The following is a 24,329-nucleotide window of genomic DNA, read 5'->3' as shown; positions in this document are numbered from 1 at the left end:
GAACCCACGCTGGAGAATCACCCATGCTGGAACTGTTCTTGCGGGCCGCGCCCCTCCTGGAGAAGGCCGTCCTGGTCACTCTGGGGCTGGGGTTCTCGGCTTTCTTCTGCGGATGCGTGATCGGCCTGCTCGTGGCCCTGGCGCGCATCTCGCCCTACCGGCCGCTGCGCTGGTTCGCCTTCTCCTACGTCTCCATCTTCCGCGGCACGCCGCTGCTGATCCAGATCCTGCTGATCTACTTCGGCCTGCCGAGCTACGGCATCGTGATGGGGCCGCTGCCCTCGGCCCTGCTGGCCCTGAGCCTCTTCGCCGGCGCCTACCTGAGCGAGAACTTCCGCTCCGGCATCCTGGCCGTCGACAAAGGCCAGTGGGAGGCCGCCTGGTCGATGGGCATGGGCTACTGGAAAGCGCTCTTTCGCATCGTGCTGCCGCAGGCGTTCCGCGTGGCGCTGCCGCCGCTGGGCAGCCGCCTCATCGGGCTGATGAAGGACACGTCGCTGGCATCGACCGTCACCGTGATCGAACTGACGCGCGTGGCCGAGCAGATCGGCGCCGCCACCTTCCGCTACATGGAGATGTTCCTGATGGTCGGTGCGATCTACTGGTTCATCAACCAGGTACTGACCATCCTGCAAACCTGGCTGGAAAGCCGGCTGTCCCGGCGCTACGCATGAACACCACTACCACCGCCCCCATCGTCCGCGTCCGCGGACTCGCCAAGAGCTTCGGTTCGAACCAGGTGCTGAAAAGCGTGGACCTGTCCGTGAATCGCGGCGAAGTGGTGGTCATCATGGGCCCCTCCGGCTCGGGCAAGACCACCTTCATCCGGTCGCTCAACTTCCTGGAAATGCCGGACCAGGGGCACATCGAGATTTGCGCCACCGGGATCACGGCCCCGGGGACGGGCACGGACACCGCCACGCGCAAGGGCATCCAGGCGATCCGGCAGAAGACCGCCATGGTGTTCCAGTCCTTCAACCTGTTTCCGCACATGACGGTCCTGGGAAACATCATCGAGGGCCCGGTATCGGTGAAAGGTGTGCGCAAGGACGCCGCCCGCCGGCGCGGCCGGGCGCTGCTGGAGAAGGTCGGCCTGGGCCACAAGGCCGACGAGTACCCGGGGCGTCTCTCGGGCGGACAGAAGCAGCGCGTGGCGATTGCCCGGGCGCTGGCCATGGAGCCGGAGGTCATCTTCTTCGACGAACCCACGTCGGCGCTCGACCCGGAGCTGCGGGACGAAGTGCTGAAAGTCATGCGCGACCTGGCGCGCGAGGGCATGACCATGCTGGTGGTGACCCACGAAACCCGCTTCGCCCGGGACGTGGCCGACCGCATCGTCTTCATGGAAGGCGGCCATGTCCTCGAGGACACGACGCCGGCCGAGTTCTTCGGTCCGGACGCCAGCGAGCGCTGCCGGCAGTTCCTCGGCCGCATCGGGGACTGAGCGACGGGACTGCCGGGAAGCGCAGCCGTGGGGCAACGGCCACAGCGATTGTCTGGTCCGTCCGACACGGCAACCGCACCGCAGCGGCTACGCTGGCTCGACCGTTTTCGCCCCACGGCGCGGAAACTGTGACCCCACGCCGTCCGTCCGCGGCCGGCACCACCGACACATGGAGGTTCCTGATATGCCGAATCGCTTTGCCATCGCACCCCGCATCCTGTCCGCCGCCTGTCTGATCGCGGCCTGCGCCGCCGCCCAGGCCGCCCCCGCAGACGCCGCCGGCGCCCGTGAGCGCTACCAGCAGGACCGCCAGGCCTGCATGAGCGGCGCCACCCCCCAGAGCCGCGACACCTGCCTGAAGGAAGCCGGCGCTGCACTGCAGGCCGCCCGCTCCGGCCAGCTCGACGCCCAGGACGCCGCCGCGAACGGCTACGCCCGCAATGCGCTCCAGCGCTGCGAAGTGTTCAAGACCCCCGTGGACCGCGACGCCTGCGTGGCGCGCGTGCGCTCCGGCACCCAGGACGGCTCCGTGGCCGGCGGCGGCATCCTGATGGAAGCCACCACCCAGGTGCCGGCAACTCCGCAACCCGGCGCGGGCGCCATGCCCCCGCCTCCGGGAGGTGCGCCCGGCGCCATGCCCCCTCCGGGCGGCCGCCCCCATCCGCACGGCAAGCCCCATCCGCACCCGATGCCGGGCGCGCCCAAGGCCCCGCCGCCGGCTCCCATGCCCCAGCCGATGCCCCAGCAGTAAGGGTCGGCATGCCGGGCCGCACGTCCATGCGACCCGGCTGCGCAACACGCGCTCAGCCCAGCTGGGCGCGCATCGCGTCGATCACGGCGCGATAGTCGGGCTTGCCGAAGATAGCGCTGCCCGCCACGAACGTATCGGCACCGGCATCCGCCACGCGGCGGATGTTGTCCACCTTCACGCCCCCATCCACCTCCAGGCGGATGTCCTTGCCGCAGGCATCGATGCGGCGGCGCAGGGCCTCGATCTTGCGCAGCGCCGAATCGATGAAGCTCTGCCCTCCGAAACCCGGGTTCACGCTCATCACGAGGATCAGGTCGATGTCGTCGATCACCCAGTCCAGCACGTCCAGCGGCGCCGCCGGGTTGAACACGAGTCCTGCCTTGATGCCCTTGGAGGTGATCGCCTGGATGCTGCGGTGCACGTGCGCGGAGGCGTCCGGATGGAAGCTGATGTAGTCCGCTCCCGCCTCCGCGAAGGCCGCAGCCAGGGCGTCCACCGGCTGCACCATCAGGTGCACGTCGATCGGCGCGGGCCGGCCGTCGGGCGTGACGGCATGGGGCTTGAGCGCCTGGCACACCATCGGGCCGAAAGTGAGGTTGGGGACGTAGTGGTTGTCCATCACGTCGAAGTGCACCCAGTCGGCGCCGGAGGCGATGACATTCTTCACTTCCTCGCCCAGGCGGGCGAAATCGGCGGACAGGATCGAGGGGGCGATGCGGAATTGGCGGGTCATGCCCGGATTGTCGCAGCACAGGCGCGGCGGACCGCCTTCCGCAGGCCTCCTGCACCGTACCACGGCCCCCGCCGACGGAACGGCCGGGCCGCCCGGCCCCGGAAACCCTAATAATCGCGCCCATGCCGAAGTACCAGTTCCGGGCCGAAGTCCAGCCCGAATACCTCCCCGACCAGTCCGCGCCCGAGGACGGCGTCTACAGCTTCGCCTATACGGTCACCGTGACCAACACCGGCGACGTGCCAGCGCAGCTCATCGCGCGGCACTGGACGATCAGCGACGCCCGCGGCCACACCGAGGAGGTCAAGGGCCTGGGCGTGGTCGGCCAGCAGCCGCTGCTGCGCCCGGGCGAGGCGTTCCAGTACACCAGCGGATGCCGGCTGCGCACGCCCAGCGGCAGCATGCACGGCAGCTACTTCTGCGTGGCAGAGGACGGTGAGCGCTTCGATTGCGCCATCCCCCTGTTCGTGCTGGAAGCCCTTTCCGGCGGCCCCGCCGGAAGCACACCCCTGTCCGGCCGGGTGCTGCATTGACCCGGCAGACCGCGCCACAGCCCGGGACGCTGCTGGCCGACCTGGATCCGTCCGCCCCGCTGGCGCGGCGGCACCTCTGGCTCATCGAGTGCCTGGCCTGGGTGCGCGGCAACTGCCGCTCCCCCGAGGAAGCCGTCGCCCGCCTGGCGCGCCTCGTGGAAGCCGCGGAAAGCGATGCTGGCGCGCGGGCGCGGCTGCAGGCCTGGTGGAGCGCCCTGGTCGGGACGGTGGACATCACCACCCTGCTGGCCGATTTCGGGTTCGCGCCGCGCACCGCGCTCGCGAGCGAGGTGGCGGAACGGCTGCGCTACAAGCTCCTGCCCGGCAGCCCGGAGACGATCGACGCCTCCGAACTGTTCATGCTGGCATTGCCCCACGAGTTCGACGCCCAGTGGCTGGCCTTGCTGGACGAGGCGCTGCTCGCGCGGCTGCTGGCGGTGCTGGTGCCGGCCGCGGACGGTGGCGGCGCCACGCGCTGGCAGCACTCGCTGCTGGACGCCATCACCTACTGCGCGGGCCAGATCCTGTCCACCGGGTTCGCACCCGAGCTGCGGCTGCGCATGAGTGATTCCGCCCGCGACGCGCAGCCGTTCCATGCCCTGATCCGCGACGTGGAGAGCCTGCGGGTCGAGGTACTGCACCAGTTGCGCACCACCGACCGGCTGGACGAGGCCGTGCTGCGCCTGCGCGAGCGCCTGGAAGCCTGCCGCGCCGCTGCGGCCACGGTGTATTCGCATTTCGAGGACAACGGCATTTCGGTGGGCCTGGTCTTCCGCCTGCGGCAACTGCGCGAACGCATCCTGCGGGTGCGCGACCTGCTGGATTGCCTGCTGTCGCCCGAGCCGGCCGCCAGCGCCGCACGCCTCATGGCGCGGCTCGTGACCGTGGGCCGGGAGCGGCGCAGCCTGCGGGCGCTGATCGCCTCCAACTCCTCGCTGCTCGCGGCCAAGGTGGCCGAGCGCAGCGCGGAGACCGGCGAGCACTACATCACCCGCACCGGCGCCGAATACCGCGCGATGGTGGCGAAGGCGGCGGGCGGCGGCTTCGTCATGGCGTTCACCACGCTCATGAAGTTCGGCATCGTGGCGCTGGCCCTGTCGTCCTTCTGGAGCGGCTTCTGGGCCGGCATGAACTACGCGGTGAGCTTCGTGCTCGTCATGCTGCTGCACTGCACGGTCGCAACCAAGCAGCCGGCGATGACCGCGCCGGCCATGGCCGCGAAGCTCAAGGAGCTGCAGACCACCGAGGCCGTGGAGTCCTTCGTGGACGAAGTCACCCACCTGGTGCGTTCGCAGGTGGCCGCCATCCTGGGCAACGTGCTGGTGGTCTTTCCCACCGTGGCAGGCCTGACGCTCGCCATCGCCTGGGCGACCGGCAGCCCTGCCATCGACCGGGCGGAAGCGCGGCACGTGCTGCAGTCGCTGCAGCTGGCGGGGCCTTCGCTGCTGTATGCGGCCTTCACCGGGGTGCTGCTGTTCGCCTCCAGCATCATCGCGGGCTGGGCCGAGAACTGGTTCGTGCTGCACCGGCTCGATTCGGCCCTGCGCTACAACCCGCGCATCACCGGCCTGCTGGGCCGCGAGCGCGCCGTGCGCTGGGCGCGGTTCTGGCGCGAGAACCTCTCGGGCTTCGCGGCCAACGTCTCGCTGGGGTTCATGCTGGGGCTCGTGCCGGCGTTTTCCGCGTTCTTCGGCCTGGGCCTGGACGTGCGCCACGTCACGCTCTCGACCGGGCAGCTGGGCGCCGCGCTGACCTCCCTGGGTACCGCCGCCCTGCACCAACCCGCCTTCTGGTGGGCGGCCGCGACGCTGCCCTTCATCGGCGCGCTCAACGTGACGGTGAGCTTCTACCTGGCCTTCCGGCTCGCGCTGCGCGCCCACAACGTCACCCGCGTGGACCGCGCCCGGCTCACCGCCGCGCTGCGCGCGCGCCTGCGGCACGCTCCGCTGCAGTTCTTCGTGCCGCGGCGCATGGCGCCACGGGCCTGAGACCGGGGGCCGCCCGGCATACCCTTTTTCCGGGAGTGCCCGTCCTACAGCGCCCTCCCGGATCAGCAGGTACATTCGGTCGGCCCCGGCCGGGGGACGCGCGGCCTCGCCGCGCGGTTCGGGCGGGAATGCGAGGACTAGAACAAATGGATGAAATCATGGGCTTCTGGGCGCAATGGCTGCGCCCATCGGCCGGACTCCCGACGGTGCAGTGGTCCCTGCTGCTGGCCGTCGCGGCGGTCTCCGGCTATCTCTTCCAGCGCCACATCGGCCTGCCCAAGGTGGTGGGCTACACGCTCGTCGGCACCATCGCCGGGCTGCTGGGCTTCAGCGGCGCCGTCTGGCCCCTGCAGGGCATCAGCCTGTTCCTGCTGGAGCTGGGCATCGCCATCGTGCTCTTCGAGGCCGGCGGGCGCATCCCGCTGCGGTGGTTCCGGCACAACCCGATGGTGCTCGTGCAGAGCATCATCGAATCGGCGCTGGCCTATTTCGCGGTGTACTACGCCATGCTCTGGCTGGACGTGCCCCAGCGCGCCGCGGGCCCGCTGGCGCTGGTGGCCATGGCGGCATCCCCTGCCGTGCTCACGCGCGTGGTCGCGGACACCCGCGCGGCCGGCCCGGTGACGGACCGGGCCATCGTGCTGGCCACGCTCTCCACCCTGTACGCGCTCACCCTGGGCAGCGCCACCGCGGAACTGATCAACCGGCCCGCCGCACGCATCATGGACACCGTGTACCCGGTCATGGTGGTGCTCGGCGTCTCGGTCATCGTCGGCGCGGTACTGGCCCTCGTCCTGCGCATGGCCCTGCGCTTCATGAGCCCGACGAGCGAGAACACCGCCTTCCTGCTGCTCACGCTGATCGCAGCCGGCACCGCCGTGGCCGCGCACATGGGCGGCTCCGCACCGCTCGCCGCGCTGCTGGCGGGCATGCTGCTCAAGCAGCTCAACCCGCGCCCCTGGGCCTGGCCGCGCCAGCTCGGCACCGCGGCCTCGCTGCTCACCATGCTGATGTTCGTGCTGGTGTCCACCGTCGCCGCGCAGGCCGACTGGAGCGGCCCCGTCGCCGGCCTGGTGCTGGCCCTCATCGTGGCGCGCCTCGTGGCCAAGGCCCTGGGCGTGGCCCTGGGCAACGTGGGCAGCGGCGCCAGCTGGCGCCAGGCCCTGTGGGTGGGCTGCGCGATGACGCCGATGTCGTCGATCGCGCTGCTGATCGCCTCGCAGTTCGTGGTGGCATCCGCGTCCACCGGGCAGCTCATCGCGCGCGTCGCCCTGCCCACCATCCTGCTCATGGAAGTGCTCGGCGCCGTGATCGCCACGGTGGCCATCTACCGCGCCGGCGAGAGTTCGAAACCCTGGGCGCCCCAGACACGCGCCGCCAATGCAGAGCGGGAGCCGCAGCCATGAGCCTCGAAGCCTTCCACCATTCCGAGCCGCTGACGCTCGGCGTCGAGCTCGAGCTGCAGCTCGTCAACACGCACAACTACGACCTCGCGCCCTACGCCGAGGACATGCTGCGCCTCATGGCGAAGCAGCCGCTGCCCGGCAGCGTGGTGCCCGAGATGACCAACAGCATGATCGAGGTCTCGACGGGCATCTGCCATTCCGGCAGCGAAGTGCTGGGCCAGCTCTCGCAGATCCGCGACGCGCTGGTCAGGAGCGCCGACAAGCTCAACATCGCCGTGGCCGGCGGAGGCACGCACCCCTTCCAGCAATGGCACGAGCGCCGCATCTACGACAAGCCCCGCTTCCAGGAGCTGTCGCAGCTCTACGGCTACCTCTCCAAGCAGTTCACCATCTTCGGCCAGCACGTGCACATCGGCTGCCCCAGCGCCGACGAAGCGCTGCTCATGCTGCACCGCATGTCGCGCTACATCCCGCACTTCATCGCGATGTCGGCCTCCAGCCCCTACGTGCAGGGTCAGGACACGGCCTTCGATTCGGCGCGGCTCAATTCGGTGTTCGCGTTCCCGCTGTCGGGCCGTGCCCCCATGGTGCTGACCTGGAAGGACTTCGAGGCCTACTTCGAGAAGATGACGCGCACCGGCGTGGTCAAGAGCATGAAGGACTTCTACTGGGACATCCGGCCCAAGCCCGAGTTCGGCACGATCGAGATCCGCGTGTTCGACACGCCGCTCACCATCGAGCGCGCCGCCGCGCTGTCGGCCTTCGTGCAGTCGCTGGGGGCCTGGTTCCTCGCCGAGCAGCCCTTCACGCCCAGCGAGGACGACTATCTCGTCTATACCTACAACCGTTTCCAGGCGTGCCGCTTCGGCATGCAGGCGGTGTACGTCGATCCGGCCACCGGCGAGCACATGCCGCTGCGCGACCACATCCTGCAGACCATCGACCACATCGCGCGCCACGCCACGGTCACCGGGGCCTCCGGCGCGCTGCACCTGCTGCGCAGCGAGGCCGCGGCCGGCCAGAACGACGCGCGCTGGCTGCGCGACCGCCAGCGCGACGAGCAGTTGCTGGGCGAGGTGAGCCGCCAGGCCGCGCTGCGCTTCCGGGGCGAGCCCGCGTAGGGCGCCTGCCGCGGCTGCGGCCAGCGGCGCTGGCGGGCGTCAGGGCTGCTTGACCAGCTCCACCCGCCGGTTCTTCGCCTTGCCATCGTCCGTCGCGTTGTCCGCCACCGGATCCGCGGCGCCGAAACCGGCAGACGACAGGCGGGACGCATCGATGCCCTGGGCCGTGACGGCAGCGGCGACGGCCTTGGCACGGCCCTCCGACAGCGTCTTGTTGTGGGCCGCGTCGCCCGTGTTGTCGGTGTAGCCGTTGACGGCGAGCTTCAGCGACGCGTCCTGCCTGAGCAGTTGCACCACCTGTTCGATCTGCGGCTGCGAATCGGGCAGGATGTCGGTCTTGTCGGTGGCGAAGTTGACGTGCAGCGCCACCTTGCCGGCCTTGTCGATCTGCGCCTTCAGTTCGCTGGCCGGCAGCAGGCCGGCGGTGACCTGCAGGGGCTTGGTCTCGGCGATGAGCAGGCCGCCGCCGAACTCGTAGTTGCACAGGTGGATCCAGATGTCGCGGTCCGCGCGGTGGACGACGAAGACCTGCACGGCGTTGTTCCAGATGTCGCCCAGGCCGCTGTTGTAGCGCGTGATCATGTCGCGCGGCCACTGCTTCATCTTGTCGGTCACGGCCTGCGGCAGCTTGCCCTCGAAGATCTTCCTGCCGCCCATGGAGGCCACCACGGACTCGATGTTGCGCGACAGCTCCAGGTCCGAGAACGTCTTGCCCTGGGCGGCAGCGATGTGCGCCGACCAGACACGGCCTTCCACGGGTTCCAGGCGGTCGCCCGTCCAGAACGGCACCTGGTCGAAATCGATCACGTCGGGCTTGGTGCCGGTGACGTAGCCGGCCGGCAGCGCGATGTAGGGGAAGGCGCCCAGGGGCGCGGTGGATACCGGCAGGCTGGCCACATCGAAGCCCTTGCCGGAGGCCGCCTGCGCGGACTGCGAAGCGGGTGCGCTCGCGGCAGGCGCAGGCTGCGCGGAGGCGGCTGGCGGGGCAGCCGGCTCGCTGGCGGCTTTCTGTGGCGCCTCCTGCTTCCTGCAGGCCCCCAGGCCCAGGGTGAGCGCCAGAACCAGCGTCGCCGCTACTGCTTTTTGCACAGAGAACTCCTTGCCAGAAAAGAGCGCAGCAGTTTAGCGGCGGGTCCGGCCGGGCGGCAGCCTTCCCCCCCATGGTGGGGTGCCGGGTATGCTCGGCCCATGGGTGAATTCGATCTGATCGCGCGCTATTTCCACCGCCCCGTGCGCCGCGCGGCCCTGGGCGTGGGCGACGACTGCGCGCTGCTCTCGCCGGCCGCAGGCATGCAGCTCGCGGTGTCCAGCGACATGCTGGTGGAAGGCCGGCACTTCTTCGCCGATGTCTATCCCGCGCACCTGGGCCACAAGGCGCTCGCGGTGAACCTGTCGGACCTCGCGGCCTGCGGCGCACGGCCGCTGGCCTTCACGCTGGCGCTGGCGCTGCCCCGCGCCGACGAGGCCTGGCTGCAGGGCTTTTCGGAAGGCCTGCTGGCACTGGCCGACGAACATGGCTGCGAACTGGTGGGCGGGGACACCACGCAGGGCCCGCTCAACATCTGCATCACGGTGTTCGGCGAAGTGCCCGCAGGCCAGGCCCTGCTGCGCAGCGGCGCCCGGCCGGGCGACGACCTGTGGGTGAGCGGCCACCTTGGCGATGCACGGCTGGCGCTGGATGCACTGCTGGGCGAAATGCCCGTGCAGTTGCCGCCGCAGGTGCTGGCGCAGGCGCGCGAGCGGCTGGAGCGGCCCACGCCACGGGTGGCGCTGGGACAGGCATTGCGCGGCGTGGCCAGCAGCGCCATCGACGTGAGCGACGGGCTCGTGGGCGACCTGGGCCACATCCTGCAGGCGTCGGGCGTGGGCGCGCGCATCGACACCACGCTCGCCCCGCAGCTCATGGCGGCCTGCGACGGGCATGCCCCCGACCATCTGCCCTACGGCCGGGAAAACATGCTGCGCTGCGTGCTGGCCGGGGGCGACGACTACGAGCTGCTGTTCACCGCGCCCCCGGGCCGGCGCGCGCAGGTCGAGGCCGCTGCCCGCCAGGCGGGAACGCGCGCCACCTGCATCGGCGCCATCGAGGCCGGGCACGGCCTGCGGTTGCTCGATGCGCAGGGCCGGCCCATGGCCGCGCAGTACCTGGCCTTCGACCACTTCCGCTGACCGCGCATGGCGGGGGCGCTGCTAGCATTGCCCTCCCCAGTCCCAACGAGAGAGAAGGAGCGCGGATGTCCTCTGCATGCCCGGGCGCGGCCGGTTCCACGCATTCCGCGCTGTTCGCGCGCCCCGTCCCGCCGTCGCGGCGCATCGGCATGCGCGGCACGGCTGCCGCCTGCCTGTGGCTTGTGGCGGCCGGCATGGCCTGTGCGCAGGAGCGCCCCTCCGTGGTGGCATCGCGCATCACCCAGGTGACGGTGGCGCCGGGCATCGCCACGATCGAGCGCAGTGCGCGCATCGCCGCGGGCGCACGCGGGGCCACCTTCGCCTGCCTGCCCGCCAGCCTGGACCCGGACAGCCTGCAGATCAGCGCGGATGCCGGCGTGCGCGTGGGCGAATTCAAGGTCACCACCGAAGACCGCGACGTGGCGGCCGGCTGCGCGAGCCCGCTGGACGACCGCGTCCGGGCGCTCGAAGACCAGATCGCGGGTGTACAGGCCGAGATCGCGGCGCTGCGGCGCGCAGACCGGTACCTCGACCACCTGGCCGGCGGCGGTGGCTCCGACGGAGCCCCACGGGACGGCCAGGGCAGCCCGCCGGCGGCTGCTGCCACCGTGGCGCCGGCCATTCCCGCCGCCCAGATCCCGGCCACGGCCGAGGCGCTGCGCAGGACGTCGGCCGACACCCTCGTGCGCCTGCAACCGCTGCAGCGCCGCCAGGAAGCGCTGGAGCGCGACCTGAAACCGCTGCGCGCCGAACGCGACCGCACGGCGGGCGGGCCACGGGCCAGGGCGATCTCCGTGGCCGTGAACCTCGCCACCGACCGGGACGCCGGCCTGCGCCTGTCCTACCAGGTGCGCGGCCCCGGCTGGCAACCTGCCTACCGCGCGCGGCTGGACACCGCCACGGGGGCGGTGGTGCTCGAGCGGCTGGCCATCGTCGCGCAGCGCAGCGGCGAAGACTGGAACGACGTGCGGCTCGCGCTCACCACCCAGGCCCCCGCGCGCGCCACCGCGGGGCCGCGGCCCGGCACCTGGACGGTGGACGTGGCGCAGCCGCCGGAGCCGCAGAGCCGGCTCGCACGGCTGCCGGCGCCGGCAGCGCCGGTAGCGCCCGCGCCGGCCTCCATGGCGGAATCCGCCGACGCCGCGGAAGAACCCCTGCCCCGCTTCGACGTCACGGCCCTGGCCGGCAGCTACGCGACGCGCTTCGAGGTGCCGCAGCGCCTGAGCGTGCCCGCGAGCGGGCAGCGCACCACGCTGCTGCTGGGCACGCACGACGCCGCGGCCCGCCTCGTCACGCGCACCGTGCCCGCGCAGCGCGAAACCGCCTACCTGGTGGCGGAGATCGCGCCGCCCGCCGGCCCCTGGCCGGCTGGAACCGTCGGCCTGTACCGCGATGGCGCCTTCGTGGGCCAGGGCCGGCTGGACTTCGCCTCGGCCACGGATGCGGGCAGCCCCGGCGGGCGCACGGTGCCGCTGTGGTTCGGCCCGGACGACCTCGTGCGCGTGCAGGCCGAGGCGCCCCGCACCACGACCGGCACCGCAGGTTTCACGGGCGCCACCGTGGAGCGCCGCACCCAGCTCGCCTACCGCATCGAGAACCGCCACACCACCCCGATCACGCTCCAGGTGATCGACACCGCCCCCGTGTCGCGCAACGCCAAGATCGAGGTCGAGTCCCGCTATGCGCCGCCACCGCTCACCACCGCCTGGGAAGGCACGGCCGGTACCGTCGCCTGGCAGCAGCCCCTGGCGCCCGGCGCCGAGGCGCGCTTCACGGCGGAACACGTGGTGCGCCATGGCAAGGACGTGGAACTGAACGAGAGCCGCCGATGAACGCATTGCCTCCCCTGCCCGCAGCCGGCGCGGCTGCCCCCCCCCGCAGGGCCAGCGCCGCCTTCATGCGGTCCCACCCGGCGCACTGGATCGCCCTGGGCTTCGGCGCAGGCCTCTCGCCACGCGCGCCCGGCACCGTGGGCACGGCCTGGGCGTGGCTGGCCTACCTGGTGCTGCAGCATTGGCTGTCCCCCCTGCAGATCGGCGGCCTCATCCTGGCCGGCACGCTCGTGGGCTGGTGGGCCTGCACCACCACCGCCCGCCACCTGGGCGTGGCCGACCCGGGGTGCGTGGTGTGGGACGAGATCGTGGCGTTCTGGTGCGTGCTCTGGCTGGCGATGCCCATGGGCTTCTGGGGACAGTGCGCAGCGTTCGCGCTGTTCCGCTTCTTCGATGCCGCCAAACCCGGGCCCGTGGCCTGGGCGGACCAGCTGTTCAAGGGCTTCGGCTGGCGCGGCGGCTGGGGCATCCTCTTCGACGACTTCGTGGCCGCCTTCTGCACGCTGTTCGCCATCGCGCTCGGGAGGGTGCTGTGGTGAGCACCGACATCGCCTTCCTCGCGCAGGCACTCGCGGAACGCGGCTGGATGATGGCCACGGCCGAAAGCTGCACCGGCGGCATGATCGCCGGCGCATGCACCGACCTGGCCGGATCGAGCCAGTGGTTCGAGCGCGGCTTCGTCACCTATTCCAACGCCGCCAAGACCGAATTGCTGGGCGTTCCGGCGGCGCTCATCGACACGCACGGCGCCGTGAGCGAACCCGTGGCCCGCGCCATGGCGGAAGGCGCCGTGCGCCACTCCCGCGCCCAGGCAGCGCTGTCCGTGACCGGCGTGGCCGGCCCTGCGGGCGGCAGTGCCGCGAAGCCCGTGGGCACCGTCTGGTTCGGCTGGCACGTGGGCGGTACGACACACAGCGAAATGCGCCGCTTCCCCGGCGACCGGGCGGCGGTGCGCTCGGCCGCCCGCGACCATGCGATCGCGGGGCTCGCCAGGCTGCTGCGCTGACCGCACCGGAACGGGCTTCCACCCGCTGCGCTCAGCGCGGGCCCGTGTTTCCGGCCCCCTTTCTCCCTCGCCCGGCATCGCCTTCAGCCATGCCGCGGGAACGCACGCCTACGCACCATGTGTGAAGAAAACATGCTCAGCCCATCAGCAAATGATGAATGCGACGCATGTCCATAGGACGAGGTAGTGAAATTCATGAATTCCAAAAACTGATGAGCAAATATTTCAGATTCGTTCCAGACTGGGAGCACAAAGACGACTACTTTCCGCCGGAGGTACCCCATGGCCGCCAGTGCCCGCTCCCTCACCGTGTCCCAGCGCCTGCTCATCGCTTTCGGCCTGGTGATCGCCATCTTCATCGCCGTGGCCGCCAGCGCGCTCGTCACCAGCCGCAGCCTCGCGGAAGCGGAATCGTGGAACGAGCACACCTACCAGGTGCTCGACCGCTCCAACACCCTGCTCGGCAGCATGGTCAACATGGAGACCGGCGCCCGCGGCTTCCTGCTCAGCGGGGATGAGAAGTTCCTGGAGCCCTGGACCAGCGGCGCCCAGGAATTCAACAAGACGCTCCCCGACATCAAGGCCCTCACGGCCGACAACCCCGTCCAGCAGCGGCGCCTGGATGACATGAAGGCCCGGGAGAACGAATTCACGTCCGTGATGTCCGGGCTGATCCAGGAGCGGCGTGACGTCGCGGCGGGCAGCAAGGCCATGCCGGACTTCATCGCGCAGTTCGCCCAGGGCAAGGACAAGGCCGCCATGGACGGCTTCCGGGCACTGCAGAAGGAGCTGGACCAGGCGGAATCCAGCCTGCTGGCCGAGCGCAAGGCGGGAGCCGACCGGATGCGCGGCATCAATACCGCCGTGATCCTGGCCGGATCCGCCCTGGCCGTGGCACTGGCCGGCGCGCTGGGCCTGTGGGTCACCCGCTCCATCACGCGCCAGCTGGGCGGTGAGCCCGACTACGCGAGCGGCATCGTGCGGCAGATCGCGCAGGGCAACCTCGCGGTGGACGTGGAGACCCGCTCCGGTGACCAGTCCAGCCTGCTGGCCGGCATGAAGGACATGCGCGACCAGCTGGCCCGCGTGGTCGGGCAGGTGCGGCAGAGCAGCGACTCCATCGCCACGGGCAGCACGCAGATCGCCACCGGCAACGCCGACCTGAGCCAGCGCACCGAAGAGCAGGCGTCCAACCTGCAGCAGACGGCCGCCTCCATGGAGCAGCTGACGGCCACCGTGAAGAACAACGGCGACACCGCCCGGCAGGCCACGCAACTGGCGAACTCCGCCAGCGAGGTCGCCGAGCGCGGCGGCACGGTGATGGGACAGGTGGTGAGCACCATGGGCTCCATCTCCGACTCCAGCCGCAAGATCTCGGACATCATCGGCGTCATCGACGGCATCGCCTTCCAGACCAACATCCTGGCGCTCAATGCCGCGGTGGAGGCGGCCCGCGCCGGTGAGCAGGGCCGCGGCTTCGCGGTGGTGGCGAGCGAAGTGCGCAGCCTCGCGCAGCGCAGCGCCGACGCCGCCAAGGAGATCAAGGCACTCATCTCCACCAGCGTGGAGAAGGTGGAAGCCGGCAGCCAGCAGGTCGAGGAAGCCGGCCGGACCATGGCCGACATCGTCACCCAGGTCAAGCGCGTGAACGACCTGATCAGCGAAATCAGCGCCGCCACCCAGGAACAGGCCCAGGGCATCGGCCAGGTGAGCGATGCGGTGAGCCAGCTCGACCAGGTGACGCAGCAGAACGCCGCGCTGGTCGAGGAAAGCGCTGCCGCCGCGGACAGCCTGCGGGCCCAGGCCGGCAGGCTCGTGGATGCGGTGAGCCAGTTCCGCCTGCACCACGACCAGGGCCTGCCGGCCCCGGTGGCCGCACCACGCGCCGCCGCGGCACCGGCGGCAAGGGTCACCCTGCCTGCCGCCAGGCCGGCCCCGGCACGGGTGCCTGCCGCGCCACGCGCTCCGGCCGTGGCGGCCCGCCGACCCGCACCTGCACCCGTGCCCGCAAAAGCCCCCGCGCCTTCGCTGGCCCTGGCGGGCAGCTCGAGCCAGGACGACTGGACGAGCTTCTGACGATCAGGGTCCGCCCACGCGCTCCACGAGGCCGGCGCTGGCCTCGTTCATTCCCACCACCTCCACCGGGCAGCCGTGGTGCCGCAGCCGCATCACCACCTTGTCCAGGGCGGCCACGGCGGTCACGTCCCAGAAGTGGGCGCGAGAGACGTCGATGCGCACCGCGCGGCCTTCGGCGGCCAGGACGTCGAAGGCATCGATGAACGCATCGGCCGACGCGAAGAACACCTGGCCCGACACGCGCCAGGTGCGCAGGCCGGTGGCGCGATCATCCTCTGCGCGTATGTCGAGCAGGCGCGCCACCTTGAAGGCGAAGAACACGCCGCTCAGCACCACCCCCACGGCCACGCCGGCCGCCAGGTTGTGGGTGGCGAGCGTCACCGCCACGGTGGCCAGCATCACGACACTGGAGGTCCGGGGGTGGCGCACCAGGGTGCGCAGCGAGTTCCAGTCAAAAGTGGAGGCCGACACCATCACCATGATCGCCACCAGCGCGATCACCGGCACGCGCGAAACCCAGTCCTTGAGCGCCACCATCAGCACCAGCAGGAACACGCCCGCGAACAGGGTGGACAGGCGCCCGCGGCCACCGTATTTCACATTGCCCACCGCCTGCCCGATCATTCCGCAGCCCGCGATGCCACCGGTCAGGCTGGCCGCGATGTTCGCCAGGCCCAGCCCGGCACACTCACGGTTCTTGTCGCTGGGCGTGTCGGTCATCTCGTCCACCACCGCGGCGGTGAGCACGGATTCGAGCAGGCCCACGAAGGCGATCGCGAGTGCCGGCAACGCGATGATGCGCAGCGTCTCCAGCGTGAACGGCACGCCGGGCAAAGCAAAGGCGGGCAAGGCGTCCGGAAGCCTGCCGAGATCGGCCACGGTGGGCAGCGGCAGGCCGGCCGCGGAGGCCAGCGCCGTGAGTGCCACGACGCAGACCAGCGGCGACGGAATGGCGGTGAACACACGCCAGCCCAGCCACGCGCCCAGGCGCGGCAGGCCGTAGATGATGGCCAGGCCCAGCGCCAGCATGCCCCAGGTGGCTGGCCCGGCGCCCCGCAGGTGGGGCAGCTGGGCCGAGAAGATGAGCACGGCCAGCGCATTCACGAAACCTGTGCGCACCGAGCTCGAAACGAAGCGCACCAGCACGCCCATGCGCAGCAGGCCGAAGGCCACCTGCACGGCCCCTGCCAGCAGCCCCGCGGCGAACAGGTAACCCACGCCATGGGACTGCACCAGCGGAGCGGCCACCAGCGCCACCGACCCGGCCGCCGCCGACACCATGGCCGGACGCCCGCCCGCGAAGGCGATCACGATGCTGATGACGAACGAGGCGAAGAGCCCCACGGACGGATCGACGCCCGCGACGAACGAAAACGCGATCACCTCGGGAATGAGCGCGAACGTGGCGACCGCGCCCGCCAGCAGCTCACGCGGAATGCTGGGCGCCCACTCCGCGCGCAGGCGGGACCTCAGCTTCCGCAGCACTTCTTGTATTTCTTGCCGCTGCCGCAGCTGCACGGATCGTTGCGGCCCGGCGTGTCCGCGCGGCGCACCGATTCGACGCGCGGACCCATGCTCTTCCAGAGCTGGCGAAGGTCATAGACCGCCCAGATCGCCTCGCCGAACACCTCCAGCCGGTCCTCGCTCACGCTGGGCGGGCCATCCTCCGCATACATGTTGTGCTCGGGGCGCCCGGTGTCGTCCTCGGTCAGCGCGACGATGTGGTCGAGCGCGCCGTCCAGCCACTGCGCGGCCTCCTTGTCGCGCGGCGCGGCCCACTCCTCGGGCCAGTTCTCCACGGCGAACATGAAACCCAGCGCCCAGACCTGCCCGAACGAAGGCACGTCCTGCCCGGCCATCTCGGCGCGCTCCTCCTCGGGCAGGCAGGCGATCGCGCCGCGCATGTCCATCACCTCGGGCTGGAAGGCACGGTCGTCCTCCAGCGACTCCACCGTGTCCTCGAGCTGGCCCGCCACCTCGTTCCAGCGGCGCATCCACAACTCGACGAAGCGTGCCTGCTGCGCATCGTCCTGGAAGGCCGGCAGTCGCGGCAGCGCCTCCCCTTCGGCCACCATGTCCATCGGACCGCCGTCGTCCAGCAGCATGGGCAGGTATTCGGCCGGTGCAATGGCGCGGCGCGTGCAGACGAGCGCCGTGAGGAAACCGTCGCAGAATTCCCACTGCGGGATTTCCTCGGCGCGCGAACGCAGATCGTCGAGCAGTGCGTCCAGCTCATCGAGGTCGTCATTGCTGAGCGCGGGAACGGCGCCGGAGGCATCGGCGGCGGGGGCGTGGGGATCGGTCATCGGGGACTCCTGGCCGGCGCGCACGCGCGGGCAGGCCGTATTTTGAAGAAGATGGGGAAAAAGGCGGACAGCGGCGGGCCGGCCCATCGCTCTATGATGCCGCCGCGGCGGACAGGATTGCCCGCCTTGCGCATTCCAAGGCGGCGAGTGTAGCCGCGCCCCCTGACGCCCCTGTTTCCCCTCGTCCAGTCCATGCCCGCCCTTCCGCCAGATCCGGCGCCCCCGTCCTCCCCTGCCCGGCCCACGCACCACGCCGCGCCCACCGACTGGGACGCCTTCCTGCGCGAGCGGCTGCCCTCCCAGGTGCATGCGGTGGAGAGCCACATCGCGGCGGACGGAACGCGGGTGTGGCTCAAGCGCGCCGCCCCGGTGCGCGGGCCCGGCCGGCACCGCGCCATGGCCCTGCTCGCCGGAATGCTGGGCCTGCCCGTGCTGCGGCCCGTGCCCACGCCGGGCGGAGCCGAGGGCATCGCCACCGAAGTGCGGCGGCTGCATGCCTTCTCGGCCCTGGGGCTGCGCGTGCCCGAGGTGCTGGCCTATAGCGCCGAGGGCCTACTCACCCTGGACCTGGGCCGCCCGGAGGTGGACACGCACTCCCTGGGCAACGAGATCGAACACCACCTCGGGGACGGCCCGGAGGCCGTGCTCGTGCTCTGGCGCCAGGGCCTGGCAGCGATCGCGCAGGTGCATGCGCGCGGCACCTGCCTCAGCCAGGCCTTCGCGCGCAACCTCGTGCGCTGCCCGGACGGCGTGGTGGGCTACCTGGACTTCGAGGACGACCCGGCCGCCACCCTGCCACTGCCCGTCTGCCAGGTGCGCGACCTGCTGTGCTACGCCCACTCCACCGCGCTCTATCTGCGTGCATCGGACGCGCTGGTCCCCGCGCGCGCCGAAGCCGCCGCATGGACGGCCGCCCATGGTCCGCAATTCCGGCTGACCATGGAGCAGGCGCTGCGCCGCCTCGCCTGGCTGCGCCGCCTCCCCCAGGACCGCCGCTGGGGCCGCGACGTGCAGCGCATACGCGCTGCCTACGACCTGCTCGCTCCGTAGCACCGCGATCGCGCGGCGGCGTGGCAGGTCGGGGGCGTTTCCGTAATGCCCCGTGGGCGGCGTCCGACAGGCTACGGCAGAGCCCGCCGCATATCGTGCGGACAAGCGCTCCCGCCCCGTTCCGCCCCCGCCACGCATGCCTTCATCCGCCACCGCCGCCGCGCCGCTGCCCACCGCCGCCGACCCCGATCCGAAGGCCGGTGCCGGCGCCCGGGCACCGGCCCTCTCCCTGGCCGCCTGGCGGCAATTCATGGCCGTCGCCAGGCCCTACTGGCTGGGCGACCGCAAGTTCGCGGCCTGGTCGCTGATGGGCCTGCTGATCCTGCTCATGCTGCTGGAAACGCACCTGGCCGTGCGGCTCATCGACCGCACGGGGGAGATGACCTCCGCGCTGGCCGCACAGGACCGGGACCGCTTCTGGGACGCGGTGCGCACCTGCCTCATCGTGCTGGCCTTCGCCGTGCCGGTCTATGCCTTCTACTACTACATGCGCGATGCATTCGCGAACCACTGGCGCCGCTGGCTGACCCACCGCTTCCTGGACGGCTACCTCGGGCGCCGCCGCTACTACGAACTGAATGCGGAAGGCACGGTGGACAACCCCGACCAGCGCATCAGCGAGGACATCAACAGCTTCACCGGCCGTTCCACGCATTTCCTGCTGATCTTCATCGGCGCCATGATGCAGCTGGTGGCGTTCAGCGCGGTGCTGTGGTCCATCTCGCAGGCGCTGGTCGCGTTCCTGGCGGTCTATGCGCTCGTGGGCACGGTGGTGGCGCTCTACGTGTTCGGCGCCCCGCTCATCCGCCTGAACTTCTGGCAGCTGCGGCGCGAGGCGGATTTCCGCTTCGGGCTCATGCGCCTGCGGGAGAACGCCGAATCCATCGCGTTCTACCGCGGCGAGGCCCAGGAGCGCGCCCAGCTGGATCGCAGTTTCCAGGCCGTATTCAACAACTACGCCCGCCTCATCAAGCGCCAGCGCTCGCTGAACCTGTTCCAGCGGGCCTTCAGCCAGCTCACCCTGGTCATCCCCAGCATCATCCTGGCCGACGCGGTGCTTTCGGGCGACATGGAAGTGGGCCGCGCCATCCAGGCCGGCGGCGCTTTCGCGGCGGTGCTGGCCTCGGTGTCGCTGATCGTGGACAACTTCGAAAGCCTGAGCCGGTTCGTCGCGGGCATCGGCCGGCTCGACACCCTGCGCGAGGCCCTGCTGGAAGCCCCCACGGAACGCAGGACCCCCGAGCCCATGGAGCCGGAAGCTGCCTCCGCCGCACGCCGGCAGCGGCGCGAGCAGCGCCGTGCGCGCCGGCGGGGCGGCGCCCCATCCACCGCCACCGCTGCTGCGGCCGCTCCGGTGGCCTCGCTGTCACCGGAGGCATCCGGCCAGATCGAAGCCCGTGAAGGCGCGCGTTTCGCCGTCGAAGGACTGGACCTGTACACGCCCCGCTTCTCGCGCCTGCTGGTGCGCGATCTCTCCCTGGACCTGCAACCGGGCGACGCGTTGCTCATCACCGGCGCCAGCGGCTGCGGCAAAAGCTCGCTGCTGCGCGCCCTCGCCGGCCTGTGGCGCGACGGCAGGGGCGTGGTGCACCACCCGCCCATGGACAGCGTGTTCTTCCTGCCGCAGCGGCCGTACATGCAGCCGGGCACGCTGCGCAGCCAGATGATCTACCCCGCCCGCGCCACCGATCTTGCGGACGAGCAGTTGCTGGAAGTGCTCGAAGCCGTGCAGTTGCCCGACCTCGCCGGCCGCGTGGGGGGACTGGACGCCCTGCGCGACTGGGAGAAGGAGTTGTCCATCGGCGAGCAGCAGCGGCTGGCCTTCGCGCGGGTGCTGGTACGGCAGCCCCGCACCGTCATCCTGGACGAAGCCACCAGCGCGCTGGACAGCGCCAACGAGGCCGCCCTCTACGAGCGCGTGCGGGCCAGCGGGGCCTCCGTCATCAGCATCGCACACCGGCCGGCCGTGCTGGCCCACCACACCCACGTGCTGGTGCTCACGGGCGACGGCGGCTGGTCCCTGCACCCCGCGGAGGGCTTCCAGTTCGACGAGCGGTGAAACACGCCGGTGCCGCGCTCACGCGGCTTCCGGCTGCGCGGCCTCCAGCACCAGGGCCGTGGCCACGTGCGCATCCATGTTCAGCAGCCGCTTGCGCATGCAGAGCACCGCCTTGTCCTTCGACAGCAGGATGGCGCGATGGGCCGCCGCGAGGTCGATGAACTTCTGGTCGTCCGCGTCCTTGCAGACATAGGCCACGCGCGGCGCGATCTCCACCAGGCGCGCCTGGGCATCGAACGCCGCAAGCACCTGCGCGGCGTCCACCCGGTAGAAGTCCATGCGTTCCACGATGTGCGCGTAGGCCAGCACGCGCTCGAGTTCGTCGCGCATGACCTGCGTGGCGATCCACGCCAGCCGGCCCTGGGCCAGCAATTGCCGCAGCGGCCCCGTGCGCGGGTCGGAAAAGATCAGCAGGTCCAGGGCCACGTTGGTGTCCACCACCACGCGACGCACCGGTTCGCCCTCCGCGGCCTGCGCGGGCAGGCGCAGCTCAACCGGCATGGTCCCGGCCCGCATCCGCGGCGCTTCCCGGGCCGGCAGGCGCATCCGCCGCCGGCGACGCTCCCCCCTCCGCCCGGTGGCGCACGGCCCCCTGCACCATGTCGAAACGGAACAGCCGGCATTCGATCGGCCCGTTCCACATCGGCACGCGGCGCGATTCCTTCAGGCGCATCTTGCCGGGCAGTTTCAGGTCGGGCGTGAGCATCCAGGCCTGCCAGCCCGCATAGTGCTTCTTCCAGTGCGCCGCCAGCTGCAGGAAGAAATCCCCGCCATCCTCCGTCTGCGCGGTCTCCCGGCCGGCGCGCTCGACCACGCCCATGCGTTCCCGCGCGCTGCGCCCTGCCGTGCCGGCCGCGGCAATGCGCTCGCCATAGGGCGGGTTGAGCAGCATCACGCCCGGCCGGTCGCCGGGCGGCATGCGCTGCAGCGCATCCCCGCCGCGCAGCTGCACCGCCCTGGCGACGCCTGCGCGCTCGGCATTGCGCTGCGCGAAATCCACCATGCGGTGCGACACGTCGCTGCCGAATACCGGCACGGCCGCCGGGACGATGCCGCCTTCCGCCTCATCGCGAAGCGCATTCCAGACGTGCGCCTGGAAGGGCAGCAGCTTCTCGAAGGCGAAGCGCCGGCGCAGGCCGGGGGGAATGCGGCAGGCCATCTGCGCGGCCTCGATGGCGATCGTGCCGCTGCCGCAGCAGGGGTCGTACAGCGGCACGGGCGCGTCGCCCAGCGGATCCCAGCCGCTGGCGGCGATCATGGCCGCAGCGAGCGTTTCCTTGAGCGGCGCATCCCCCTTGTCCTCCCGCCAGCCGCGCTTGAACAGCGGCTCGCCCGAGGTGTCGATGTAGATCGTGGCCTGGTCCGTGGTGAGGTGCAGGTGGATGCGCACGTCGGGCCGCTGCGTGTCCACGTCGGGCCGCACGCCGCCGGCTTTCGCGCGGAAACGGTCGGCCACCGCGTCCTTCACGCGCAACGCCGCGAAGTTCAGGCTCTGGAGCGGGCTGTGCTGGGCAGTGACATCGACGCGGAAGCTCTGGCGCGGGGTGAACCAGATCTCCCAGGCAACCTCGGACGCGATGGCGTAGAGATCGTTCTCGGAGCGGTACATCCGCTCGGCCAGGTGCACCAGCACCCGTTGCGCGAGGCGGCTGTGCAGGTTCAACCGCAACGCCTCGCGCCAGGACGCCCGGGCCAGCACGCCGCCGCGGCCCGTGAGCAGGTCGTGCCCGGTGAGGCCAGTGATACCGTGGACCTCGTCGGCGAGGAAGCCCTCCACGCCGGCGGCGCAGGGCAGAAAGATTTGCAATGAATTCATAACGCAGGCGAGAGGATACGCCTTGCAGGGAAAGCGAACGCCGGCGTTTATTTTTCGCCTAGCAGAACGATCGTTTCAATCTGTTGATAAAGTTCAACAATTGACGATAACCAGGCGATCCCCCTTCCCACAGGCCTTCTTTCCGGAGTCCGTCGATGTTCCATAGCCTTCGCGCCCGCCTCATCGGGATCTGCATCGCCATCACCGCCCTGTCGCTCATCGCACTGGCGCTGGCCACCTTCTTCGTCGTGCGGGGCAATACGCTTTCAGGCCTGGACGAACGCATCGGCCAGCTCACGCGCCTGCATGCCAGCGAACTGGCCGAGTGGGTCAGGGAAAAGCAGCGCATCACTTCTTCGCTGAAAACGGCCGTCGGCCAGGCCGAGCCGGTGCCCTTCCTCCTCGCAGCCAAGCAGGCCGGCGCGTTCGACGACACCTACTTCGTCTATGCCGACAAGCGCAACATCTTCGCGCACCCCATGCCGGAGGGATATGACGGCACCGCCCGCCCCTGGTACAAGCAGGCCGTCCAGACTGGCGGGCCGGCCCTCACGCCCGCCTACGTGGACGCCAGCACGGGCAAGCTCACCATCAGCTTCGTCGAGCCCGTCGGTCCCGCCGGTCAACCCACCGCCGTCATCGGCACCGACATGCACCTGGACACCGTGACCCGCAAGGTCAACGCGATCCACCCCATGGAGAAGAGCTTCGCCTTCCTGCTGGACGGGCAGGGCAACATCCTCGCCCATGCCAAGGCGGAACTGGCCCTGAAGCCCGTCACCGCGATCTCCTCCACCCTGGACGGCGCGCAGCTCACACGGCTCGCTGCGGACGGCGAAAGCGCCGACATCTCCATCGACGGAGCCCCCACCATGCTCTACGCCGCGAAGGTGGAGGGCACGCCCTGGATCCTGGCCATCGCCATCGACCGCGCCGAGGCCACCCGCCCCGTGCGCGAACTCCTCAACGTCGCCATCGCCATCACCGTGCTGTGCGTGCTCGCCGCCGTCGGCCTGCTCACCTATGCCGTCAGCCGCCAGCTGCGCCGCCTCGCCGTCGTGCGCGACGCCCTGGAAGACATCGCCTCTGGCGAAGGCGACCTCACCCGCCGCCTCGACACCCACGGCAGCGACGAGCTCACCCAGATCGCCCGTGCCTTCAACCACTTCGTGGACAAGATCGCCGCCGTCCTCGTGCGCATCCGCGCCTCCGCCGAATCCGTGCGCCTGGCCACCAGCGAGATCGCCAGCGGCAACCAGGACCTCTCCGGCCGCACCGAGCAGCAGGCCAGCTCCCTGGAGGAAACCGCCGCCGCCATGGAACAGCTCACCGCCACCGTCCAGCAGAACGCCGAGAACGCCCGCCAGGCCAAGCACCTGGCCGCCAACGCCTCGCAGATCGCCGCCCACGGCGGCACCGTCGTCGGCCAGGTCGTGCAGACCATGGGCGGCATCGATGCCTCCTCGCGCAAGATCGTGGACATCATCGGCGTCATCGACTCCATCGCCTTCCAGACCAACATCCTCGCCCTCAACGCCGCCGTCGAGGCCGCCCGCGCCGGCGAGCAGGGCCGCGGCTTCGCCGTCGTCGCCTCGGAGGTCCGCACCCTCGCCCAGCGATCGGCCACCGCCGCCAAGGAGATCAAGTCCCTCATCGACGACTCCGTCGCACAGGTCAACGCCGGCAGCCGGCTCGTGCAGGACGCCGGCTCCACCATGCAGGAAGTGGTCGAGAGCGTGCAGCGCGTCACCGCCATCGTCACCGAGATCAGCAACGCCAGCCAGGAACAGAGCACCGGCATTGCCGAGATCGGCGGCGCCGTCAGCCAGATGGACCAGAGCACCCAGCAGAACGCCGCCCTCGTCGAGCAGGCCACCGCCGCCGCGCAGTCGCTGCAGCAGCAGGCCCACCAGCTCGCCGACGCCGTCGCCGGCTTCAAGCTCGATGCCCACGGCTCCCACGCCCCGGCGTCCCGCCACCCGGCGCTCGGAGCGCCCGAGTAAGCGTCTGGGCAGGCGCCGTGGCAGCAGCGATGATGG

The 24,329-nt window shown here is 70.8% G+C and carries 21 protein-coding genes; 15 read left to right on the top strand and 6 right to left on the bottom strand.

The features are described 5' to 3' along the window. The first annotated feature begins 23 nt into the window (after positions 1–23). From ACGHC0_RS02625 to ACGHC0_RS02615, 3 genes are all read left to right on the top strand, one after another. Complete coding sequence (locus ACGHC0_RS02625) at positions 24–674, top strand: amino acid ABC transporter permease (protein WP_368353877.1); 651 nt, start codon at positions 24–26, stop codon at positions 672–674. Further along, entirely contained in the window at positions 671–1,444 is a 774-nt protein-coding gene (locus ACGHC0_RS02620; protein ID WP_415267356.1) for an amino acid ABC transporter ATP-binding protein, read from the top strand. Before ACGHC0_RS02625 ends, ACGHC0_RS02620 begins: the two co-directional genes overlap by 4 nt. Before the next feature lie 184 nt (positions 1,445–1,628). Then, positions 1,629–2,195: a hypothetical protein gene (locus ACGHC0_RS02615; RefSeq protein ID WP_368353875.1), complete on the top strand. Its 567-nt coding sequence runs from the start codon at positions 1,629–1,631 to the stop codon at positions 2,193–2,195. A 52-nt stretch (positions 2,196–2,247) separates the two neighbouring features. Here ACGHC0_RS02615 and rpe read toward each other — a convergent pair whose 3' ends face one another. Then, positions 2,248–2,928 (bottom strand): ribulose-phosphate 3-epimerase, encoded by a 681-nt coding sequence (gene rpe / locus ACGHC0_RS02610; RefSeq protein WP_011793621.1) that lies wholly within the window; start codon positions 2,926–2,928, stop codon positions 2,248–2,250. Between the two features lie 122 nt (positions 2,929–3,050). Here rpe and apaG point away from each other — a divergent pair, with 122 nt between their 5' ends. The 4 genes from apaG to ACGHC0_RS02590 all read left to right on the top strand — a co-directional run bounded on the left by apaG (position 3,051) and on the right by ACGHC0_RS02590 (position 7,976). Continuing rightward, on the top strand, positions 3,051–3,461 hold the full coding sequence (gene apaG, locus ACGHC0_RS02605) for a Co2+/Mg2+ efflux protein ApaG (RefSeq protein ID WP_011793620.1): 411 nt from the start codon (positions 3,051–3,053) through the stop codon (positions 3,459–3,461). Next, positions 3,458–5,449 carry a site-specific recombinase gene (locus ACGHC0_RS02600; protein ID WP_368353873.1) on the top strand — a complete coding sequence of 664 codons (1,992 nt, stop codon included), beginning with the start codon at positions 3,458–3,460 and terminating at the stop codon, positions 5,447–5,449. Before apaG ends, ACGHC0_RS02600 begins: the two co-directional genes overlap by 4 nt. 146 nt (positions 5,450–5,595) lie before the next feature. Beyond that, positions 5,596–6,855 (top strand): cation:proton antiporter, encoded by a 1,260-nt coding sequence (locus ACGHC0_RS02595; protein WP_368353872.1) that lies wholly within the window; start codon positions 5,596–5,598, stop codon positions 6,853–6,855. Continuing rightward, a complete protein-coding gene (locus ACGHC0_RS02590; protein ID WP_368353871.1) occupies positions 6,852–7,976 on the top strand; it encodes a YbdK family carboxylate-amine ligase in 1,125 nt (374 codons plus the stop codon). The genes ACGHC0_RS02595 and ACGHC0_RS02590 overlap by 4 nt, the downstream gene beginning before the upstream one ends. Positions 7,977–8,015: 39 nt before the next feature. Here ACGHC0_RS02590 and ACGHC0_RS02585 read toward each other — a convergent pair whose 3' ends face one another. Further along, positions 8,016–9,065 (bottom strand): OmpA family protein, encoded by a 1,050-nt coding sequence (locus tag ACGHC0_RS02585; RefSeq protein ID WP_415267355.1) that lies wholly within the window; start codon positions 9,063–9,065, stop codon positions 8,016–8,018. A gap of 99 nt (positions 9,066–9,164) precedes the next feature. On the opposite strand from ACGHC0_RS02585, the gene thiL reads away from it, so the two are divergent. The 5 genes from thiL (at position 9,165) to ACGHC0_RS02560 (ending at position 15,059) form a co-directional block, all read left to right on the top strand. Then, a complete protein-coding gene (thiL, locus tag ACGHC0_RS02580) occupies positions 9,165–10,145 on the top strand; it encodes a thiamine-phosphate kinase (protein WP_415267354.1) in 981 nt (326 codons plus the stop codon). Between the two features lie 65 nt (positions 10,146–10,210). After that, positions 10,211–11,977: a DUF4139 domain-containing protein gene (locus ACGHC0_RS02575; protein ID WP_415267353.1), complete on the top strand. Its 1,767-nt coding sequence runs from the start codon at positions 10,211–10,213 to the stop codon at positions 11,975–11,977. Then, complete coding sequence (locus ACGHC0_RS02570) at positions 11,974–12,516, top strand: phosphatidylglycerophosphatase A (protein WP_415267352.1); 543 nt, start codon at positions 11,974–11,976, stop codon at positions 12,514–12,516. The genes ACGHC0_RS02575 and ACGHC0_RS02570 overlap by 4 nt, the downstream gene beginning before the upstream one ends. After that, positions 12,510–12,983 carry a CinA family protein gene (locus ACGHC0_RS02565; RefSeq protein ID WP_415267351.1) on the top strand — a complete coding sequence of 158 codons (474 nt, stop codon included), beginning with the start codon at positions 12,510–12,512 and terminating at the stop codon, positions 12,981–12,983. Before ACGHC0_RS02570 ends, ACGHC0_RS02565 begins: the two co-directional genes overlap by 7 nt. A 282-nt stretch (positions 12,984–13,265) precedes the next feature. Then, the gene (locus tag ACGHC0_RS02560) at positions 13,266–15,059 is read left to right on the top strand and encodes a methyl-accepting chemotaxis protein (RefSeq protein WP_368353865.1); all 1,794 of its coding nucleotides are present in this window, start codon (positions 13,266–13,268) and stop codon (positions 15,057–15,059) included. 3 nt (positions 15,060–15,062) lie between these two features. Here the strand turns inward: ACGHC0_RS02560 and ACGHC0_RS02555 are convergent, their stop codons facing one another. After that, on the bottom strand, positions 15,063–16,577 hold the full coding sequence (locus tag ACGHC0_RS02555) for a SulP family inorganic anion transporter (protein WP_415267350.1): 1,515 nt from the start codon (positions 16,575–16,577) through the stop codon (positions 15,063–15,065). After that, on the bottom strand, positions 16,529–17,365 hold the full coding sequence (locus ACGHC0_RS02550; protein ID WP_368353864.1) for a UPF0149 family protein: 837 nt from the start codon (positions 17,363–17,365) through the stop codon (positions 16,529–16,531). Before ACGHC0_RS02550 ends, ACGHC0_RS02555 begins: the two co-directional genes overlap by 49 nt. A gap of 192 nt (positions 17,366–17,557) precedes the next feature. On the opposite strand from ACGHC0_RS02550, the gene ACGHC0_RS02545 reads away from it, so the two are divergent. Both ACGHC0_RS02545 and ACGHC0_RS02540 read left to right on the top strand, forming a co-directional pair. Continuing rightward, positions 17,558–18,415, top strand: a complete 858-nt coding sequence (locus ACGHC0_RS02545; RefSeq protein WP_368353863.1) for a hypothetical protein — start codon at positions 17,558–17,560, stop codon at positions 18,413–18,415. Positions 18,416–18,551: 136 nt separating this feature from the next. Next, entirely contained in the window at positions 18,552–20,474 is a 1,923-nt protein-coding gene (locus ACGHC0_RS02540) for an ABC transporter ATP-binding protein/permease (RefSeq protein ID WP_415267349.1), read from the top strand. Between the two features lie 18 nt (positions 20,475–20,492). Here ACGHC0_RS02540 and ACGHC0_RS02535 read toward each other — a convergent pair whose 3' ends face one another. Next, positions 20,493–20,975 (bottom strand): putative toxin-antitoxin system toxin component, PIN family, encoded by a 483-nt coding sequence (locus ACGHC0_RS02535; RefSeq protein WP_368353862.1) that lies wholly within the window; start codon positions 20,973–20,975, stop codon positions 20,493–20,495. Further along, positions 20,965–22,290, bottom strand: coding sequence for a THUMP domain-containing class I SAM-dependent RNA methyltransferase (locus tag ACGHC0_RS02530; RefSeq protein ID WP_368353861.1), 1,326 nt, complete (start codon positions 22,288–22,290; stop codon positions 20,965–20,967). The genes ACGHC0_RS02535 and ACGHC0_RS02530 overlap by 11 nt, the downstream gene beginning before the upstream one ends. 155 nt (positions 22,291–22,445) lie before the next feature. Here ACGHC0_RS02530 and ACGHC0_RS02525 point away from each other — a divergent pair, with 155 nt between their 5' ends. Further along, the gene (locus tag ACGHC0_RS02525) at positions 22,446–24,293 is read left to right on the top strand and encodes a methyl-accepting chemotaxis protein (protein WP_415267348.1); all 1,848 of its coding nucleotides are present in this window, start codon (positions 22,446–22,448) and stop codon (positions 24,291–24,293) included. Positions 24,294–24,329 lie beyond the last annotated feature (36 nt).

Origin of the sequence: Acidovorax sacchari, from assembly GCF_042847045.1 — a bacterium.
In the GTDB taxonomy this organism is placed as follows: Bacteria; Pseudomonadota; Gammaproteobacteria; order Burkholderiales; family Burkholderiaceae_C; genus Paracidovorax; species Paracidovorax sacchari.
Note: the sequence above shows the minus strand (reverse complement) of the source record. Positions and strands in the feature narration are given on the sequence as shown.

Bases quoted from the DNA above. Each gene is read 5' to 3' on its own strand.
- ACGHC0_RS02615 (WP_368353875.1), top strand. From the start codon at position 1,629: ATGCCGAATCGCTTTGCCATCGCACCCCGCATCCTGTCCGCCGCCTGT.
- ACGHC0_RS02535 (WP_368353862.1), bottom strand. From the start codon at position 20,975: ATGCCGGTTGAGCTGCGCCTGCCCGCGCAGGCCGCGGAGGGCGAACCG.
- ACGHC0_RS02560 (WP_368353865.1), top strand. From the start codon at position 13,266: ATGGCCGCCAGTGCCCGCTCCCTCACCGTGTCCCAGCGCCTGCTCATC.
- ACGHC0_RS02545 (WP_368353863.1), top strand. From the start codon at position 17,558: ATGCCCGCCCTTCCGCCAGATCCGGCGCCCCCGTCCTCCCCTGCCCGG.
- ACGHC0_RS02595 (WP_368353872.1), top strand. From the start codon at position 5,596: ATGGATGAAATCATGGGCTTCTGGGCGCAATGGCTGCGCCCATCGGCC.
- ACGHC0_RS02570 (WP_415267352.1), top strand. From the start codon at position 11,974: ATGAACGCATTGCCTCCCCTGCCCGCAGCCGGCGCGGCTGCCCCCCCC.
- ACGHC0_RS02525 (WP_415267348.1), top strand. From the start codon at position 22,446: ATGTTCCATAGCCTTCGCGCCCGCCTCATCGGGATCTGCATCGCCATC.
- ACGHC0_RS02540 (WP_415267349.1), top strand. From the start codon at position 18,552: ATGCCTTCATCCGCCACCGCCGCCGCGCCGCTGCCCACCGCCGCCGAC.
- ACGHC0_RS02575 (WP_415267353.1), top strand. From the start codon at position 10,211: ATGTCCTCTGCATGCCCGGGCGCGGCCGGTTCCACGCATTCCGCGCTG.
- apaG (WP_011793620.1), top strand. From the start codon at position 3,051: ATGCCGAAGTACCAGTTCCGGGCCGAAGTCCAGCCCGAATACCTCCCC.
- thiL (WP_415267354.1), top strand. From the start codon at position 9,165: ATGGGTGAATTCGATCTGATCGCGCGCTATTTCCACCGCCCCGTGCGC.
- ACGHC0_RS02530 (WP_368353861.1), bottom strand. From the start codon at position 22,290: ATGAATTCATTGCAAATCTTTCTGCCCTGCGCCGCCGGCGTGGAGGGC.
- rpe (WP_011793621.1), bottom strand. From the start codon at position 2,928: ATGACCCGCCAATTCCGCATCGCCCCCTCGATCCTGTCCGCCGATTTC.
- ACGHC0_RS02590 (WP_368353871.1), top strand. From the start codon at position 6,852: ATGAGCCTCGAAGCCTTCCACCATTCCGAGCCGCTGACGCTCGGCGTC.
- ACGHC0_RS02625 (WP_368353877.1), top strand. From the start codon at position 24: ATGCTGGAACTGTTCTTGCGGGCCGCGCCCCTCCTGGAGAAGGCCGTC.
- ACGHC0_RS02620 (WP_415267356.1), top strand. From the start codon at position 671: ATGAACACCACTACCACCGCCCCCATCGTCCGCGTCCGCGGACTCGCC.
- ACGHC0_RS02550 (WP_368353864.1), bottom strand. From the start codon at position 17,365: ATGACCGATCCCCACGCCCCCGCCGCCGATGCCTCCGGCGCCGTTCCC.